This window comes from Chloroherpetonaceae bacterium, assembly GCA_025056565.1.
Lineage (GTDB): Bacteria > Bacteroidota > Chlorobiia > Chlorobiales > Thermochlorobacteraceae > Thermochlorobacter.
The window spans coordinates 48,882-67,725 of record JANWWA010000010.1 but is presented as its reverse complement, the minus strand read 5'-3'; the positions used below and the strand labels follow the sequence as shown (position 1 = coordinate 67,725).

The following is an 18,844-nucleotide window of genomic DNA, read 5'->3' as shown; positions in this document are numbered from 1 at the left end:
TGCACAGCGTTACCAGTTCACTCAGCCGGAGCAAAGTAACAAGGCAATCCTTAGTGCTTTTCATTTCATGGAGAAATATGTTATCCATTTCAACGCTATGCCACTGCGATCGCGTTAGGGATAATTTGCTCGCACCGGTCACGAGAGGCATTTTTGTTCGGTCATGGGATTCTATTGCTTCAACAATAGCCAAGCGCTTTAGCCACATGCATCGTGGTTCAGACCATCAAGCGTCTTGTACAAGATAAGCACAATTTCAACCTTGCTGCAACAAGGCATCTTTGCGCTCGCCACTCAAATGATGAAGTAAAGTCTCTGCCCTCTTGTGATTACACAGGTGCATAGCGACCATGCGTTGCGTAGTTGCAGAAGAATTGTAATTTGTGAAAGGCACTCAAACCAGACGAGATTGCGCCGATGAGAGTCAGTGTAGTAGCGACCATTACCGGTCTGCTCATTGCAGCTTGCCACGTCTCCAGCGTTTGGGCGCAAGTGCGACCGCCTAAGCCTGAAGAGCCAAAGCGCATTTTGCTTCAAACCGAGCCGCTGGAGAGTGAATGGCTTAAACCCAAACGCCTTTCTCCCTCGGTGATTCAGAGCGAGATGCCTTTGCTTAAAAAAGTCAAGCCTTTTTATCCGCCTCCGAAAGACTGGTGGATTTTGGAACTGGTCAAAGTGCCTATTTCGCTTTTGCCCACAAAAGAGCAAGTGATAGCCGAAAACCTCAATCGTATTCGTGAGGAAGCCATCTATGCGGCACGCAATGCACAGTTGCCATCGGGCTACAGCCCTCCCAATCCTGCGGCACAAGCTCCGCAAATGACCACTGCAACGCTAGGTATTCCTGTGCCTGACCTTAGCCCAAATGCACGTCAAATTCAACCCTCAGGCGAAGTGTGGCGACCGCTTCCCCCCGCAAAGTTGCCCAGCTCTGCCGAAGAGTATTATGCGTGGGCACAGTTTTTCGTCGCTGACCAGCGGCTTATTGGCGCGCTGCATGACCTTAGCGAAGCCATCCGCTTAAAGCCCGATTATTTTGCGGCTATTTTCCTGCGTGCAGAAGTGTATTTCAGACTGGAGAGCTTTGACCTTGCTGTGGAGGACTACACACGCGCACTTTTGCTCAGAGAGCACGATGCAGTATATGTTCGGCGTGCTGAAGCGTTTCGTGCTCTTGCGCGCTACAAAGATGCCGAAGCCGATTATCAAAAAGCTCTCTCGCTCAACCCCAGCAATGAGACAGCGCGCATGGCACTTGAATCGCTGCAAGAAGAAACTGGGCCATAACCTGACTTTTACCGTGCAAGAAGTCTTAGTGCAATACAGTTTGCGGCAACGCATTGGCTTACTGTTAGGCATTGCGACCTTCGTTCTGATGCTCTCTTTGCCAAAGCCTACCACAGTGAGCGACGCAGCGTGGAAAACAGCGGCTCTTACGCTGCTTATGGCGATGTGGTGGATTACCGAAGCCATCCCAATTTTTGCGACGGCGCTTTTGCCTGCAGTGCTGCTGCCGATGCTGGATATTGCCAGTGCCAAAGATGCAATGGCAGCATATGCCAATCCCATCATCTTTCTCTTTATGGGCGGATTTTTCATTGCGTTAGCTATTGAAGAACGAGGCTTGCACCGACGTATTGCGCTCTGGATTCTCTCCAAAATTCCACCTGAGCCTATCACAATCGTCGGCGGCTTTATGCTGGTTACGGCTCTGATTTCAATGTGGGTTAGTAACTCTGCAACCACCTTGATGATGCTGCCGATTGGTCAATCAGTTGTCGACCTTGTGCTTAGCGAGGAAGACAGCAAATCCACACGAACAAACTTCGCTACAGCCATGATGTTGGGCATTGCTTACTCGTCCAGCATTGGTGGAATGGGCACACTGGTTGGCACGCCGCCTAACGCATACTTTGCTGGCTATATGAACGAAACCTACGGCGTCAAGGTCAGCTTTGCGCAGTGGGCATTAGTTGGCATCCCTCTTGTCTTCATTTCACTCCCACTTTCATGGCTTCTGATGACAAAATTCATTTTCAGGCTACCCAAAGAACCCCTGCGCACCAGTCAGCATCTTATAGCATCACAGCTAAGGGCACTCGGCAAAATGACAGAGGGCGAGAAGCGAGTCGCCATCATTTTTGGCATCACGGCGCTACTCTGGATATTTGAGCCACTTGTGTCTGCTGCATTCCCAAAACTCAATCTCTCTGATGCGGGCATTGCTATGCTCGGTGCGCTGCTACTGTTTCTTGTGCCTGTAGACTTCAAGCAAGGGGAATTTGTTATGAGCCTTCGGCAGGCACAAAAATTGCCGTTTGACACGCTTTTGCTCTTTGGTGGTGGCATCAGCCTTGCGCAAGCCATCCAGAAATCAGGTTTAGCTAAAGCTGCCAGTGAGTCGCTTGCTGGTCTAAGCACTGCACCGATTCTGGTCGTCGTTCTGCTGGTTGCGCTGGCTGCTATTTTTGCCACTGAGCTAATTGGCAACACGGCACTTGCAGCAACTATGCTGCCAATTGTTGCGCCTGTTGCCACTGCAATGGGAGAAAACCCGTATCTACTTTTGCTTCCCGTAACCTTCGGTGTGAGCTGTGCCTTTATGCTTCCTGTAGGCACGCCGCCAAATGCTATCGTGTATGCCAGTGGGCTTATTAGCGCACCAGAGATGGCCAAAGCTGGCTTTTGGCTCAATATGCTTTTCACGCTTATCATCGTTGCTCTGGTGTTTCTTTTAGCCCCTTCTGTCTTCGACATTTCACTGGGCACGCTGCCCGACTGGTCACGCGGAAAATGATACCGTTAAAATCGCTTGCCTACCCTCTCGGCGGCGCAGGGTAGCAGTCAGTTGCTTATTTTGTAAGGACTGCTTAATCTGCTTAATTTGTGCGGCGAAATTAAACAGCTAACGGTCGAACGGTGGTGGCTTTAGGAAGTTTATCGCTCTTCTCTCGCCTTTCGTTGCGTGCTCGCGTTTTTGCTGTTTCTTCTTTGCTCCTGTTTGCATCGCTGGTTTTTGTGTATGCGTTTGTGCTGCCGCAGTATCATCGCGCATTGCTAAGTGAGCGCACCAGCATCATCAGCGAGGCGCAGCGATTTGCAATTGAAGCCGCCGATAGAGACCTCTCTGAATGGCTGCGCACTACGCAGTATCTTGTCTTTCTCTTTGAATCGCGTCCGCAGCAGTTCGAACTGGCGCTTAAAGACCAGATTGGCACTCACAGCGAGCTTATTCGCGTCCTTGTGCGTTCGCTTGAGACAGGCGATGAGTTAGATGCACACAGCAGTGCCTACGCAAAAGAGAACTATGTGATTGCTCAAACAGACTGGCAACCCTCAAAGTCCGATGCTTCAATTTTAGTGGCTTTTCACCGTGTCGATTCAGTTCGCTTTGTGCTCGCCCTCCAGAAGCAAGCCACGCTGGCACAAAAGCCATACTTGCTTACGGCATACTTCGATGCCACCAATCTCGTACGCACCTTGCTCTCGCTTCCGCTCAGCGAAGAAGCAAAGTATGCCCTCTTTCTAAGCAAAGCAGATGTGCTGATGCAGTTAGCCAGCACAGCAGATTTTCCCTCTGTTGCTGACTTGCGCCCTGCACTGGTTGCAGAATCTCGCACCTTGCGCATTCAAGGCAAGCCCTATCTGATTGCCGTTGCACCGTTTAAAACTGTGCCCCTTTACTTTGCGGTCGTTCTTCCAGAGGCAGTTGTGCTAGCGCCAGCTGCGCAGCTAATGTGGTTTTCACTGGTCTTTGTTGCAGTGGTCTGCGCTGTGATGTTTATTGCAGGTTGGCTCGCCTCTGCACAAGTTACAAAGCCTGTTCAGCAGCTTGTGGAAGCCGTCAGACCTATGCAGGCACTGGATTTCTCTCATAAGATTGAACTGTTTGCGCTGCCCGAGCTACACACACTCTCGCAAACGATTGAGGCAATGCGCAAAACGCTCGACCGATACCAAAAAATGAACGTCGAGAAGATTATTCTCGAAGAGTGGAAAACCAAGCTGCTAATGACCTACAGCGAAGACTTGATTGGCATTGCAGGCAGCGACGACCGCTTTACGTTTCAAAATGCACGGTTTGCTGAGCTTTGCCAGCGCTTAGGATTTCAAGAGCCACCCACACGCACCGCATTCTTTGAGCACTCTGCTATCACGGTGGTCAAACATGGCACGCAGACCGAGCACGCCGCTCACTTTGAAGCTGTGCGAGACCAACGCGAGATAAGCATCACTTTAGGCGAGACAACCGAAGTCTATCGCGCGCAAGCGGTTGCACTCTACTCGCAGGAAAAAATCTTGTTAGGCTCATTTATTATCTTGCACGACCTCACTCAAGAGCGCGAGCTGGAAAAAATCAAAGAAGAAACACTCAACATCGTGGTGCACGAGCTACGCTCACCTCTCAATAGCGTGATTGGCTTTTCCGACCTTCTAATGCAACCTTCAGGGTTTGATGAGCAGTCTAAGCAGCAATTTATCACGCTGATTCATCAAAGCGGCCACAAGCTCCTAAAGCTGGTCAATCGCTTTCTTGATGTGATGCGCTTGGAGTCAGGGCGACAAAAAATCGTGCGCGTGCCTGTCTATTTACCCGATATTGTGCGAATGCTTATTGACCTTTTGCGTCCGCAGGCAGAAGAGAAATCAGTTTCATTTGCCTTCAAGTGCGATGACGATATTCCCACTATCTACGCATCTGAAGAGCTGATTGCTGAAGCGATTCAGAACCTGATGACCAACGCCATTAAATACGGCGACCCAAACCGCACAATTGAACTTGAACTGCGTGCTACACCAAAGAGCGTTGTTTTCTCTATTACTGACTACGGCTACGGCATTCCACCTGAAGCGCAAGCCAAGCTTTTCACAAAATTTTATCGCGTGCAGAGCGACAAGCACCTAAAGGAAATTGGAACAGGGTTGGGTTTAGCATATGTGAAAGAAATTGTCTCACGACACGGCGGCACAATTTCGCTGGAGTCAAACGCACAAATCGGTTCTCGCTTTACCATCACCTTGCCCGTCGAAGCCACTAAAGCCGCTGAACCTATTGAATTTGCTGCAGAGCACAAATGATGTTACGGCATCTTTGTAGCACCCTTGCATTTGTGTTTCTTGCGGTATGGCTAGGTGCCCAACCACGCGAGAGTGGCTTTGTCTTCAAAGCCAGTGACCTTATGCAAGTCTCGCAAAAGGTGGCTGGAGATTCTGCAGCGTGGCCACTGGTCGTAGGGTTATCGGAGCGATACTTGATTCGCAATGAATTTCGCCTTCCTGCCTCTGCACAGAAAGCGCTCAAGCCCTTTGCAGAGCTACGCCGAAAAGTGAATCTGGAACGCCAAACGCTCAGCCAACTTATCAAGCGCGGCGCACCCGTTTTAGCAGAAGCGGAGTTCTCTGCGGCAAGCGCAGCGCTTCAGGCACACGACAAAGCTGTCTCTGATGGCAAGCTTGAACCAGCTCTCTCTGCAGGGGAGAAATTCCTTTCGCTCTTGCCAGAGCTTTCTTCAACGGTGGAAGCGCGCCGCACCGAAGCGATTGAAGCCAAACTTAAAAAGAAAGCGGGCACCGTAGACAAGCGCAAAGGCTTGCTGGGAGTGTGGCAACCAGCTTCGGAAGGCGATCTTTTGGCTGAATCTGATGGCATTCGCACTGCTGCACAAAGCTCTGCCTTGCTTGCCTTTGTTGATGGCAGCACCCTTTTCGTGAGTGAAAACACCACTGCAATTGTGCGCACTGCTCGCATTGACCGATTAGACAAAACGCTGCGCGCAGATGTGGTGCTGGTTAAAGGCACTTTGCTTTCTCAGCTTTCGGCGCAAGCCCAAGAAGCAGGCATGTTCAAGCTCAATGCAGGCAGCTCCGAAGCGATTGTCAATTCAGGCAAATTTTGGGCTAGCGTCAGTGATGCACGCATTGTACGCATCGCACGCATTGCAAACTACGATGGCACTATGCAAGTGCAGGCCGGCAAGATGCTCGTTACACTCCAAAAAAATCAAGGCACTGTGGTGCTTCAAGGCAAAGAGCCACTTCCCCCTGTGGAACTTCTGCCTGCGCCACGTCTAAGATGGAATGGCCTAGACACTGTCATTTTTCGTAATGAACTTACGCTTCAATGGAATCCCGTGCCAAGCGCCGCAAAGTATCACATTGAGGTGAGTCCCGAGAGCGATTTTAGCCGACATGTGAAGGCCTATTTCACAACTGCGCTGTCGCTTCAGCTCAAAAACTTGCCCCACGAGACGCACTTTGTGCGCCTTCAAGCAATTGACCGACTGGGCTTGCGCGGCGCTGATAGTCCCACTTACCGCATTTTGCGCAGCCCTGATACCGAGCCTCCTTTCCTCTTCGTTCAGGATTTTCCGACTCAACTGGGTGATACATTGCTGCGCTACACAACGCTCAATCGCCTCACACTTCGCGGTGAAACCGAACCGAATAGTACACTACTCAAAGATGGCGAACTGCTCACCACGATGCCGAACGGCACATTTGAATTCACAGTTCAGTTAGACACTCTGGCTGAAAAATTAGTGCAACTTTCTGCGCTCGATGCTGCACAAAATCGCCGCAATCTCGTTCTCAGAATAAAGCGAATTCGCATAGAACAGCTGCGAGAACTTTCGTGGTCGTGCATCGTGAATACTGACACTTTGCTCTCCAAAGGCTTGCCGATTCAGGTGCGTGGCTTGGCTTATCCAAACTTAACGCTGCATCTTACGCACAGCGGGAAAATCTACTCAGCCATCGCCGACTCAAAAGGCAATTGGGCTATTTCAGTTGAGCCTACTCCAAACCAAACCCTAACTGTGTCATTTGAATCACCTGACTCCAAAGAACCCATCATCATTCGAACTTACTTCGTCAAATGAGTGTGCGGCAAACTCTTTTCATCATAGTGGCGCTCTCGGTGCTCAGCACATCAGTAAGCTTTGCGCAAGAACTGACTTTGCACATCGCTGGAAAAACTCCCAACAACATCAGTGGTCTCTACCGCCCCTACTTTGACTACTGGATAAAGCCTAAACCCAACGCAAATGCCGCCGCAATTCGCATTTTTGATGCTTCGCTTTCGCTCAAAAGCAACGATGTTATCTATGGCAAAATTGACATGCGCACAACCTTTTCACTCTTTCGCTTTGCTGACCTCTATACACTCAATGGCAAGCGTCTCATTGCACAAGCAAATGCAGAAGCAAAACCTATCGCTGTGCTCTCTGTCTTAGATGAAGAGCGATACCGTAACCGTTGGGAGCTTTTGGCACAAGTCGAGCCTGACTCACTTGGCTACATTGTGCGTGCCAGCGTTTCTCCTGATGGCAATGATGTGAATGCATTCAAACTTACTGCCACAGAACTTTCAGAGCCCTCAAAGCAAAGCACACAGTGGGAACTAATTGCAATTGACCTTTCCATCGGCACTATCAATCTGGGGCTTACACAGGAAGTGCAACTGAAGCCTTACTTTGAAAGTGAACCTCCGCCCCTACTTCTGCTGGAAGGTGAAGAAGGCGCACTGATTGTGCTCAAAGATGATTTCGGCCATTCAGCCCGGCTTTCAGAAGCCCAATCTTTTTGGCAGCCCGTCATTTCGGGCGAACCCAATCACTGGGGGCTTTCCGTTACGCGCTCAGGTCGCTACAACTTCTTCACGGTTGTTGGCGCAAAAGAGCCTGTTCTCTGGAACTTGCAAGCGAACCTTTCCAAGATTCAATCGCCACCAAGCGTTACAATTCAGCAAATGCCGGGCGACCGCTGCGATGAAGTGCGCTTCAGCCTAAGCGATAGGACGCTGCCTAAACGTCTTGTTAGACCTCTTACTTGGGTTGCAAAACTGCCTGACAGCACTCAGCGTGCTGTGGGAGACACAGCTCGCATCGCCTTTGGCAAGCCCGGCACTTATACGGCAGAACTTTGGATTCCTACAGAAGGGGTCTATTTTCCCAAGCGATGGGTCAAGCCTTTCAGCGTGCGCATTAACCAAGCACCTGTTGCCAAAATCAGCAGTGATAAACGCATCATTGCGCCGAATGAAGTCGCCACTTTCTCCGCAGAAAATTCTTTTGACCCTGATGGTGGCAAACTTCGCTACGAGTGGTTTGTCAATGGCGGTATTCGTAGCAAAGAGCCACGCTTGCGCCTCTCGAGCGCTGAGCCGAATCGTTACCAAGTAGTCTTGCGCGTTCTTGATGACGCCACTAACTCACCCTGCGTAGCAGCAACCGACACTTTTGTCCTGACAGTCAATTCGCAGCCATACACGGAAATTGACTACCCCAAAGAATTTGCCGCAGAGGAAACTGTTACCTTTGCAGCTAAAGCCGCTCGCGATAGCGACGGTGATTCGCTACGATACGAGTGGTTAGGTGCAGGCATTGCCAGCGACCCCACGAAGGATAGCGTGGCTGTTTTGCATGAGCGATATGGCAATTATGCTATGACTTTACGCGTCAGCGATGGGACAGGCGTAGCTAATTCATCGTATCAAACCACAGTGCGTTATCGCGTCAATGCACCACCTGTGCCACGCTTTTCGCTACCTGCCTTAGCTGCACCCAGCGACAAAATCCGGCTCTCTGCAGCTGCTTCAACTGATGCAGATGACCGCACTCTCTCGTATTCGTGGGACATTTCCGACGGTCAGACTTTTGAGGGACGCGATGTAACTGTTGAGTTCGCACAGCCCGGCGACTACACTGTTACACTCACCGCTGATGATGGGCACGGCGTATCAAACTCCATTCAATCGCTTTCACAAGAGATTCACATTAACTTCCCACCCGTGCCTAAAATTGATGCAGCGGAAAAATCGACTGCTGCCAAACAAACTTTCTCCGCTCGTGGCACTACAGATGGCGACGACACTACGCTCCGATACTTTTGGGACTTTGGCGATGGCACAAAAGCGGAGGGCATTGAAGTTGTGCACACTTTTCAAAAAAGTGGGCAATACACTATTACGCTTACCGTTGACGATGGCAGACGGCAAACTAACAGCATTCAGCGCACTACGCATACGTTTCGACTTTTACGCTACCCAACCGCACAATTTGAAGCTCCGAGCGTCGCTGAGCCGAATCGACCAATTTTTCTTGATGGTCGCAAAAGTTTTGCGCCCGACGGTAAAATCACCTCGTTTGAGTGGTTTGTAGATGACAAGAAAGTCGCTGAGGGCGACACCGCTACGATTGTCATCGCAGAGTCAGGCGACCATAACTTGCGACTTGTCGTGCGAGACGACTCTGGCTTTGAAGATGCGCAAAGCGTGTCTACGAAGAAAATTCACCTCAACTACGCTCCTGTGCCACAGTATCAGCTCTCTGCGGAAGTTGCCGCTCCGAATCAACCTGTTACATTTGACGCCTCCACTTCATTTGACAAAGATGGGAAGATTCGCCAGATTGTTTGGCAATTTGCAGATGGCTCGGTCATCAAAGGTGCTGTCGTCAAAAAAGCTTTCAGCAAAACAGGGTTGCAGCGCTTCACGCTTACGGTCAGCGATGGTCAAGGCTTTACCAATAGCCAGCAATCGGTTCAGGGTGAGCTGCTCATCAACAGTGCGCCTATCATTGTAACCGAAACCATCATTCGCTCTAACACTCGGCGCATTTTGCTTGATGCATCAAGAAGCTATGACATTGATAAGCACGCACTGTCGTTTGAGTGGCTTTTCCCTGACGGCACGAAGCAAAACGGAGCCGTGCTTTTTTGGGATGCGCCGAGCGACGGCGTGCACTTCATTACGCTTACAGCGGACGATGGACAAAACTTGCCGAATAGCAGAACGCGTGAGACAATCAAAGTGCTCATCAACCGTCCACCCGTTGCGGTTGTCGATTCACTTGTGATGGCTTGCACTGGTCAAACGATTCTCTTCAATGGCTCGCGTAGCTACGACCCCGATGGCGACGCAATTAAATTTTTTTGGGACTTTGGCGATGGCACGACATCTATGCAAACCGACCCTGCTCACATCTACACCAAGCCCGGACAATACAGCGTGGTCTTAAAACTCGATGACGGCTTTGCTCAAGAGCCAACGATTGCTACGATTCCTGTCTTCATTGGCGGTTCGCCACTCGCTATTCCCTCTTTTACCGACACAACCGTCTGCGTGCAAGCAATGCTCACCTTCGATGGCAGTCGGAGCATCAATCCAGTGGGGGCGATTGGCTCCTATGCTTGGGACTTTGGCGACGGTGAAACGGCACTTGGTAAAATTGTGCAGCATAGCTACACTAAGCCCGGCGTCTACAGCGTGGCGCTGACCGTAGTTGGGACGGAAGGCACAGCGAAACGTGGCAAGTGTAGCAACGTCAGTCAAGCTACATCTATTGTGCGTGTTGTCGCAGGACCGATTGCTGAGTTTAGTGTGCCAACATGGGTTGCCACTGATGATGAAGTGAGCCTCGACGCCTCACCATCTACATCAGGCGATAGAATTATCGCTTACGAGTGGCAGATTCACGGCGATACCTTAAAACAAGGTGAGCTGGCGTCTATTGTGAAAACAGGCGTTAAAGCGACCCATCGCTTCAGCAAACCGGGCATCTACCCTATCACGCTGACGATTACCACTGACTCGAAAGTGGCTTGCAAGTCAGCCAGTCAGACCAAGTTCATTCGTGTCAATGCACCACCAGTTGCAGTGGCTAGCGTGCCTAAGGCTGTTGCAGTGGGTGAGCGCTTCATTTTAGATGCGTCGCAATCTACTGACCCTGATGGCCTCATCACAAAATATGAGTGGAAAGCCGATGGCAAACTTATTGGTACCACGCCCAAAGTTGCCCACGTTTTCTCACAAGCTGGCACGCATCGTCTTGAACTCACCATTAGTGATGACTCCCCGACGCGTAATCGCACCGCTACTCAAACTTTTACCGTATTTGCCAACTCTGCACCTAAGCCTGAAATTAGCCTCCCATTACCTGTTTATGAAAACGAGCGTCTTGCATTGAAAGCCAAGCCCACGCAAGATGCCGATGGCGACCCCCTGCGCTTTGCTTGGATTATTGACGGTCAGCCATACGATAGCGATTTTGTGCAACTTTCTGCTGGTCGACACCTTATCAAGCTGATTGCGGATGACCAGCGAAATTTGCGTAACTCACGCGATTCAATTGTAAAGGAAATTGATGTGGTGCCTGCACCCGCTTTTCCAACTGCACTACCTAAGCACATTGTGCAAGGTGCGGCAATTGATCTTTCCAAAGTGTTTGAGACGCGTGCGATTGGATTTGTTACCACTGGCTCAGCTGAAACGATTGTGCCGAGATTTCAAGCCACTGTGCTTGGCAAAAACGACATCAAGTTAGGCTGGCGACCGCGCAGCGAGATTTTGAGAGTTGAAACATATGAGCTAACGGTTTGGGAGGCTTTGAAGTTCACCGCATCGCCGAAGCCCATTGTGCTAACTTGGAATCCTGCTAACCCTTCAACAATTGTAAGTGCGCCGCCTGTCAACCGCCCTGAGGAGCGCAAAGTGGTTTATAGGTGGCTGCAAGGAAAGCGCGTCTTAGGCTACGGCAGAACGCTGGAAGTGCCGCTCCGCAAAGGCGAAAACATCTTCGTGGTAGAAGCCAGTGAAGAAGACGTCGAGGGTTCAAAGCCAACTTCAGCGACCATCATTGTTAGAGCAGAGTGAAAGATGCTGAATTACTGCGCCTTTCACCGCACACCGCAATGTGCACTACTGGATTCAATTTTCCTCGCTGGTCTCTAAGACCATTTCTCGCAAGGCGAAAGGCAAGGTTCGATTGCCTTTTGTCCATTTGCCTTCAATTACATCAGGTGCAACAAATGCCCCTTTGAATGTGGCTACCACATGACCTTGCTCATCCAGCTCATCCAGTGTGATATTGTTTTCCTTGTCGATTTTGCCTTTTAGGCGTATGTCAGTGCCAATGTTCTTGTAGAAGTATGTGCCGAACAGCTCCTCTCCGTTGCGTTCAAGGCGCATTTGAATCTCCAGTCGTTCAATTGTGCCGTAAAACAAGCGGCTGAACACAGTCTCTATTTCAGGCAGCTCCGTACTCCACACAAAGCTGCCTGTAGCATTGATGTAACCGAGCATCGTGCCCTGCTTTGCTTGCGCCAGACCATTTTTGAAAGCGTAAATGGTATCAAACTGAGGCGGAATCACATATCGACCACTGGCATCGATTGCGCCCCATTTTTCACCCGATTTGACACATGCCAGCCCCTCAGAGAAATCCAGTGCCGCATCAAACTGTGGATTGATGGCATACTTGCCTGCTTTGTCAATGTATCCATACACATACCCTTCTTTTCGGTAGAACCCGACTTTCGCTAAGCCTTCTGAAAAACGGCCTACTCGGTAGAAGTCTGGCTTAATCACCATTTGCCCTGTCTTGTCAATGTAGCCCGACTTGCCTTTATCTTGCGGATTGGGACTGGTTACGGCTGCAAGTCCTTCCGAAAAACTCTGCGCCGATGCATACTGAATAGGCACAGCCAGCTGACCTGATTGGTCAATGTAACCATATTTGCCACCCTGTTTGACCAGCGCCATTTCTTCCGAGAAATCAAAGGCAAGGTCATAGACAGGTGACACAAGCAGCTTACCTGTTTTGTCAATAAATCCCCACTTACCTGCTTGCTTGATGCGAGCTACACCTCCTTTGAAATCGCCTACATTTTCAAACTCGGGGTGAATGACCAGTTTGCCTGTCTTATCAATAAATCCCCACTTGCCTGCAAGGCGCACCTTGGCTAATCCTTCTGAGAAGTTCCCTGCAGCATCAAATTGCGGGTTAATTTCATACTTACCTTCTCGGTTGATATATCCCCACTTGTAACCAAGCCGTACTCTGGCAAATCCCTCTTTGAACTCCCCTGCCGCATCAAATTGTGGATTGATTACAAGGTTACCTGACGCATCCAGGTAGCCGTGTCGATTGCCCAGCCGAATGCGCCCAAAGCCTTCTGAGAATTCACCCGCTTCTTCATACATTGCAGAGGCAACCACTCGCCCAGAGGAATCAATGTAGCCGAACTTGCCGGTTTCTTTAATGACAAAGAGTGTATTCCCAGACGGTGCGTTGTGCACTGGCATGCTGGCTGGTTCAGTACTGGCTGGCTTCGATGGTGAAGCGGTCACTGACTCGCTTGCAGTTTTTTTACCACCGCAGCCACTGCTAAAACCTACTATCAGAAGCACTAGACCGCTTAGCCAGTAGAGATACACTTGACGGAGCATAGTGGCTTAGTTGCGTTTGCCTGTGCAGGCATAATACTCGATTAAGTTTGCCCAGCAAGGTATAAAAATTTTGAGAATGAATCACTTTCTTTTCCTATTCCCTGTTCCGCTTGCATACTACTGCGCAAATGCGCAGACAATTCTCGCAGCAAAATAATGGGCGACCACACATTGCGCTTGTGCGTCTATCGCATCACATCTAATCTAGTTCAACCCTCTTGATTTGGCAGCACGGGTATAGGTCGCGCTTTCGTGCTTGGTCACAACAGAAAAGGCTACCTTAAAGTAGCCTTTTTGCGATATGCTCACTTAAAAAATGTCTCACCCTTCAGATGTAGTTTTCTTGGCTTTCTCTTGCTTTGCCGCTTGCTTTATGGCTTGCACCTCATTACGAATTTCTTGGGCTTTTCGCTTGAGGTCAGAGAGCTTTTTGCGAATGCGTGTGCCAGCTGCATTTTGACGCTTTTCATAGAATTTTCGAAAATCTTCTTCCATCTCGGCAACCATTTGCCTAAGCTCTTCAAAGGGCTTTATGGTGCTCATATCCTTTAACGATTAAGGTTAAGGGACTGCTACTTTCTCACGTAGGGCTTTGGCATCGTCCATAAACTTTTGCAGCCCCACATCCGTCAGTGGGTGCTTAATTAGCTGCTCAATGACTTTGAAGGGCATAGTCGCCACATCTGCACCCAGCAGTGCGCAGTTAATCACATGCACAGGGTGACGAATGCTTGCCGCCAGCACCATGGTTGGGATTTCGTAGTTGTGGAAAATCGTTACGATTTGTTCAATCAGTGCAATACCATCGGTGCTTACATCATCGAGCCGCCCGATGAATGGACTAACGAAGGTTGCTCCTGCCTTTGCCGCTAGCAAAGCTTGATTTGGTGAAAAAACAAGGGTCGCGTTCGTCTTAATGCCAACGGATGAAAAATGCTTAATTGCCTTAATTCCTTCAATTGTAACGGGGCACTTTACGACCACATTTTCGTGAATCGCAGCGAGGGCTTCACCTTCGGCAATCATCTCGTCGGCTTTGAGGGTGGTTACTTCAGCGCTGACGGGGCCGTCAACCAATTCGCAAATTTTCCGAATGTGGTTCATAAAGGCATCATAGGTCAGCGGCTTGAGCTCCTTTGCGATGAGGGTTGGGTTGGTCGTCACGCCGTCCAAGACGCCAAGGCTTTGCGCTGCACGAATCTCATCCAAGTTAGCGGTGTCAATGAAGAATTTCATCGTTGGAGTAGAGTTAAGTTGAAAGAAACCGCAACCGAATTACGTCAAAAGTAAGGTTGAATCCAGTTCAGACGTTCCCACCTTAGCACGCTGCAACGGTGTGGCGGGTTGCCAGCAGATCGTTGAAACGAAAGCCCTTTCTTCCCTCCCAGCTACGCTTGTGGTAGGCATAGCCCGCTACCAGTGGGAATGTAACCGTTGCTTCGCCAAACACCATTTGCTCAAAGGTCGTATCCACTTTGCCCCAAGAGCTTGCTTCCTTCAAAGTTGAGCCTGACAGTGCCCCGTCCCGTTCATCTGCAACGGTGAGTTGCACGGCGTATTTGTGCATTTGCACGTTCTCAAAGCCAAGCACCTCAGCGGCTACGACAATATCTTGCGTGAAATTCTTTGGCACGCCGCCCCCAATCATAAAAATGCCAGTGGTCGGGTGTTCAATCTTAATACGAGTGAGCTCCAGGAAATCCTTGCCCGAATCAAACGAAATATGTGCGTCAGGGTGATGCCACTGGTGATGCACGATGCCAAAGCCAGCCGAGCAATCGCTCAGAGCTGGAACGAAAATCGGCACGCCTTTGCGGTAGCATGAAAGAATGATGGAGTTGGCATTAGGGTAATGTTGCTCGAGATATTTGCCAAACTCAATCATTAGTTCCCGAGAAGAGTAAGGCTTAGGTAGCAGCGCGCCAAAAATTTGCGCTGTAGTTTCGTCACAGATGCGCAGTTGGTCTTCATCAATAAAAGTGTCATAGATGCGGTCAATATGCAGCTCGCGTAAAATGCGGTCATCAACGAAAGGTGTGCCAATGTAGTGCCTAAAGCCTAAAGCCTCGAAAAAATCTTGGTCCACAATGTTCGCCCCAGTAGCCACAATCGCATCTACCATATTGTGTTCCACAAGGTCAATAATGATTTGCTTCAAGCCTGCACTAATGAGCGAGCCAGCTAGTGTGAGAATAATTGCGCAGTCTTTGTCGGCTAGCATCATATCGTAAATTTTTGCGGCGCGTGAGAGATTTCGAGCTTGAAAGGCCATCTTCGCCATCGCCTCGACCATCGGCACGACATTAAAACGCTTCATATCCAGATGTTCGACCGTTTCCCTCAGAAAATCTTGCTTGGTTGGCATACAAATTCCTCCTTGCGGGTTGAGTAATTAAACAAACTGAGAAAACCTGCGAGGGTGCGCCGCTCAAAAAAGAGTGGGCAAGCGGACTATATCACACGCTTAGGCAGACTGGATGCTGCTTCCTTCCGGACCTGACATGGTTGAGTCGCCAAGCGTTGTATAGGACTTGCCCAATTCCTTGTGCCGTACTGCCCTGTCGCAAAAATTGGGGCGAAAATATAGAACAATCAGGGCTCTTTGTCAAGCGGCAGGGTTGCCCCAACCAACCTGAATTCACGCTGCTTGTCTTCTACGGCTGAAAAAGGTCGCAGAAGAAAACCGTTTTTGTCGTTTTTGTGTTAAATTGAACTCAAAGCAGTGTGCGTTTTTGATGGGTTGAGACTGGAACTCAACCAGAGAAAGCGTGATGCGATTTCCCGCAGTAGTTCCGCTTCAATTGGTGTTCCCGTAGCGTTGTAAGCAGTGTTTGTGAAGGAGTTGCAGAAAGAGCTGTGCCGTTCTGCGTGATAGCTCTTTGTGCGAAGAAGGAGTGTGGCGCAGTGTTCAGTGTCGCTTGATTACAGACATAGCGAACCTTATACGGATTATGGAGACCAAGATGAGTGAAACGAAAGATAATCTCGAGGAATCTTCGCCGGCGGGATTATTAGATAACTTGGCGAAGAACCTACCGCAAGCACCGCCGTCGCGAAGCGAAACCAAAATTGACACAACTGTGCCAGTTCTGCCGCTTCGTAACACGGTGCTTTTTCCTGATGTCATCACGCCCGTTAGCATTGGGCGGAAGAAATCCATTCTACTTATTGAGAATTTGCCTGCTAGCAAGCAGGTGGCTTTTGTGGCTCAGCTCGATGCAGAAGTCGAAGAGCCTACTACCAAAGACCTTTACTCAGTCGGCACAGTCGGTCAGATTTTGAAAGTGCTTAAACTGCCCGATGGCAGCGCAAGCGTCATCGTGCAAGGCTTGCAGCGCGTGCGTCTGGAATCTGTAGTGCAAGATGAGCCATACTTGATGGCGCGCGTCAGTGTGCTGGACGAGCTGCCCAATGAAGAGCCGACACTTGTTGCATTTGTGCGTAGCATCAAGCAGTTAGCTGCCAAAGTCGTTGAGCTTTCACCTAACCTGCCTAATGAGACCAGCTACGCCATCCAGAACATTGACAGCCCACCATTCCTTGTGCACTTCATTGCGTCAAACCTGAACGTGCCTGCTGCGGATAAGCAAGGTCTGCTTGAAGCGCCGAGCCTGCAAGCACGCGCTGAAAAGCTGATTGAATACTTAGCGCGCGAGGCTCAAATCTTGGAGCTGACAAAGCAGATTCAGACGAAGGTCAAGATGGATATGGACAAGGCGCAGCGAGAGTTCTACCTGCGCCAGCAACTTAAAACGATTCAGGCAGAGCTTGGCGAGTATGACCTTCAGATGCAAGACGCCGTTAAACTCCGAGAGGCTCTTGCCAAGAAATCTATGCCTGATGAAGTGCGGCAAGTGGTCGAGAAAGAAATTGAAAAACTGCTTCGCATCCCACAAGCTTCCCCTGACTACAGCGTAACGCGCAACTACATTGACACGCTACTTTCGTTGCCATGGCACACCTACTCGAGCACGAAAATCAATCTTCACGAAGCCGAGCGTGTGCTCAACGAAGACCACTACGGCTTAGAGAAAGTCAAGGCGCGCATTTTGGAGTATCTGGCCGTCTTGAAGCTCAAGTCGAACATGAAAGCGCCTATTCTTTGCTTCTGTGGTCCGCCCGGTGTGGGTAAAACTTCACTCGGCAAGTCAATCGCTCGCGCCTTAGGACGTGCGTTTATTCGTGTGGCACTGGGTGGTGTGCGCGATGAAGCAGAAATTAGAGGTCATCGCCGCACATACATCGGCGCTATGCCCGGACGTATCATTCAAGGCATCAAGCGCGCTGGCACCAGTGACCCAGTTTTCATGCTCGATGAAATCGATAAGCTCGGTTCTGACTTTCGTGGCGACCCGTCCTCTGCTTTGCTTGAGGTTTTAGACCCAGCTCAAAACAGCACATTTAGCGACCACTACTTAGAGGTTAGTTACGACCTCTCGCGCGTGCTGTTCATTGCTACAGCAAATACGCTTGATACCATTCCTTTGGCGCTAAAAGATCGCATGGAGGTCATTCACATCACTGGATACACCGATTACGAAAAGCTGCATATTGCCAAAGAGTATCTCCTAAAGCGGCAGATGGACGAACACGGCATTTTGCCAAATGAGCTGCACATCACCGACTCTGCGATGCTCAAAATCATTAACTCTTACACACGCGAGGCTGGGGTGCGGAATTTGGAGCGAGAGATTGCCAGCATTTGCCGTTCAGTCGCAAAAGACATTGCACTTGCAATAGAAAGTGAGGGGCCTGAAGCGCGTGCTAAGCGCCCAGCTATCACGATTGAAGAGTCTGCCCTGAAAAAGTATTTGGGCTTAGAGAAGTATTTCCCCGAAATGAGCGAACCTGTGCAACTGGCTGGCGTAGCGATCGGTCTTGCATGGACCCCAGTCGGTGGTGATATTCTTTTCATTGAATCGACTGTCACGAAAGGCTCTGGGCGGTTGACGCTCACTGGTCAGCTTGGCGATGTGATGAAAGAATCCGCACAAGCCGCGCTTTCATATCTAAAATCCTGCGCTGAATACTTCCGCATCCCTGATGAAGCTTTCCGATATTGGGACGTGCACCTGCACATTCCGCAAGGCGCAATTCCAAAAGATGGTCCTTCTGCTGGGGTATCAATTCTTACTTCCTTAGCGTCAATTTACACGCAGCGCAAGGTCAAACCTCGCATTGCAATGACGGGTGAAATTACCCTGCGTGGACACATCTTGCCAGTAGGCGGCATCAAGGAGAAAATTCTTGCGGCGCGCCGTGCAGGCATTACCGAAATTCTCCTGCCTGAACGCAACCGCAACGATGTGCTCGAGGTAATGGAAACCAACAAGGAAGCGTTAGAGAATATGAGCTTTAAGTTCTTCTCGGAAATGGACGACCTTCTGGACTATGCGCTCGAACCCATTTCTGACGAAGAGGCAGAGCGGCTGTATTCAGGTCAGAGTCGGATACCTGAAGATGCTGAGCGAAAAATCCAGCAAGAAGAGGAAGAACCTGCGCATAGTGCTTCGGTCGCAGCAAAGAAAGGTGCAAAACGCGGTGACCTGATGATTAAGCTAGTGTGAGCAACTTTGCTTAGCTGCTTTTAGGGCAGGCTTTTTGCCTGCCCTTTCTGGA

10 protein-coding genes and 1 other RNA gene are annotated in these 18,844 nt (G+C 49.9%); 6 read left to right on the top strand and 5 right to left on the bottom strand.

Annotated elements, in window-relative coordinates; genetic code table 11:
* Positions 1-417 precede the first annotated feature (417 nt).
* The 5 genes from NZM05_08835 to NZM05_08815 all read left to right on the top strand — a co-directional run bounded on the left by NZM05_08835 (position 418) and on the right by NZM05_08815 (position 11,650).
* On the top strand, positions 418-1,287 hold the full coding sequence (locus NZM05_08835; protein ID MCS7013715.1) for a tetratricopeptide repeat protein: 870 nt from the start codon (positions 418-420) through the stop codon (positions 1,285-1,287).
* Positions 1,235-2,797: a DASS family sodium-coupled anion symporter gene (locus NZM05_08830; GenBank protein MCS7013714.1), complete on the top strand. Its 1,563-nt coding sequence runs from the start codon at positions 1,235-1,237 to the stop codon at positions 2,795-2,797. Before NZM05_08835 ends, NZM05_08830 begins: the two co-directional genes overlap by 53 nt.
* Positions 2,798-2,991: 194 nt before the next feature.
* Positions 2,992-5,079, top strand: coding sequence for an ATP-binding protein (locus tag NZM05_08825; GenBank protein ID MCS7013713.1), 2,088 nt, complete (start codon positions 2,992-2,994; stop codon positions 5,077-5,079).
* Positions 5,076-6,878, top strand: a complete 1,803-nt coding sequence (locus tag NZM05_08820; GenBank protein ID MCS7013712.1) for a FecR family protein — start codon at positions 5,076-5,078, stop codon at positions 6,876-6,878. Before NZM05_08825 ends, NZM05_08820 begins: the two co-directional genes overlap by 4 nt.
* 2 nt (positions 6,879-6,880) lie before the next feature.
* Positions 6,881-11,650 (top strand): PKD domain-containing protein, encoded by a 4,770-nt coding sequence (locus NZM05_08815; GenBank protein ID MCS7013711.1) that lies wholly within the window; start codon positions 6,881-6,883, stop codon positions 11,648-11,650.
* Positions 11,651-11,704: 54 nt separating this feature from the next.
* Here NZM05_08815 and NZM05_08810 read toward each other — a convergent pair whose 3' ends face one another.
* The 5 genes from NZM05_08810 to ffs form a co-directional block, all read right to left on the bottom strand.
* Positions 11,705-13,225 (bottom strand): WG repeat-containing protein, encoded by a 1,521-nt coding sequence (locus NZM05_08810; GenBank protein MCS7013710.1) that lies wholly within the window; start codon positions 13,223-13,225, stop codon positions 11,705-11,707.
* A gap of 321 nt (positions 13,226-13,546) precedes the next feature.
* Positions 13,547-13,768 (bottom strand): histone H1, encoded by a 222-nt coding sequence (locus tag NZM05_08805; protein MCS7013709.1) that lies wholly within the window; start codon positions 13,766-13,768, stop codon positions 13,547-13,549.
* An 18-nt stretch (positions 13,769-13,786) separates the two neighbouring features.
* A complete protein-coding gene (gene fsa / locus NZM05_08800; protein ID MCS7013708.1) occupies positions 13,787-14,461 on the bottom strand; it encodes a fructose-6-phosphate aldolase in 675 nt (224 codons plus the stop codon).
* An 82-nt stretch (positions 14,462-14,543) separates the two neighbouring features.
* Positions 14,544-15,590 (bottom strand): deoxyhypusine synthase, encoded by a 1,047-nt coding sequence (locus NZM05_08795; protein MCS7013707.1) that lies wholly within the window; start codon positions 15,588-15,590, stop codon positions 14,544-14,546.
* Between the two features lie 72 nt (positions 15,591-15,662).
* An RNA gene (gene ffs, locus NZM05_08790) (signal recognition particle sRNA small type) lies at positions 15,663-15,762 on the bottom strand.
* A gap of 426 nt (positions 15,763-16,188) precedes the next feature.
* On the opposite strand from ffs, the gene lon reads away from it, so the two are divergent.
* Positions 16,189-18,792: an endopeptidase La gene (gene lon, locus NZM05_08785; GenBank protein ID MCS7013706.1), complete on the top strand. Its 2,604-nt coding sequence runs from the start codon at positions 16,189-16,191 to the stop codon at positions 18,790-18,792.
* Positions 18,793-18,844: the final 52 nt, after the last annotated feature.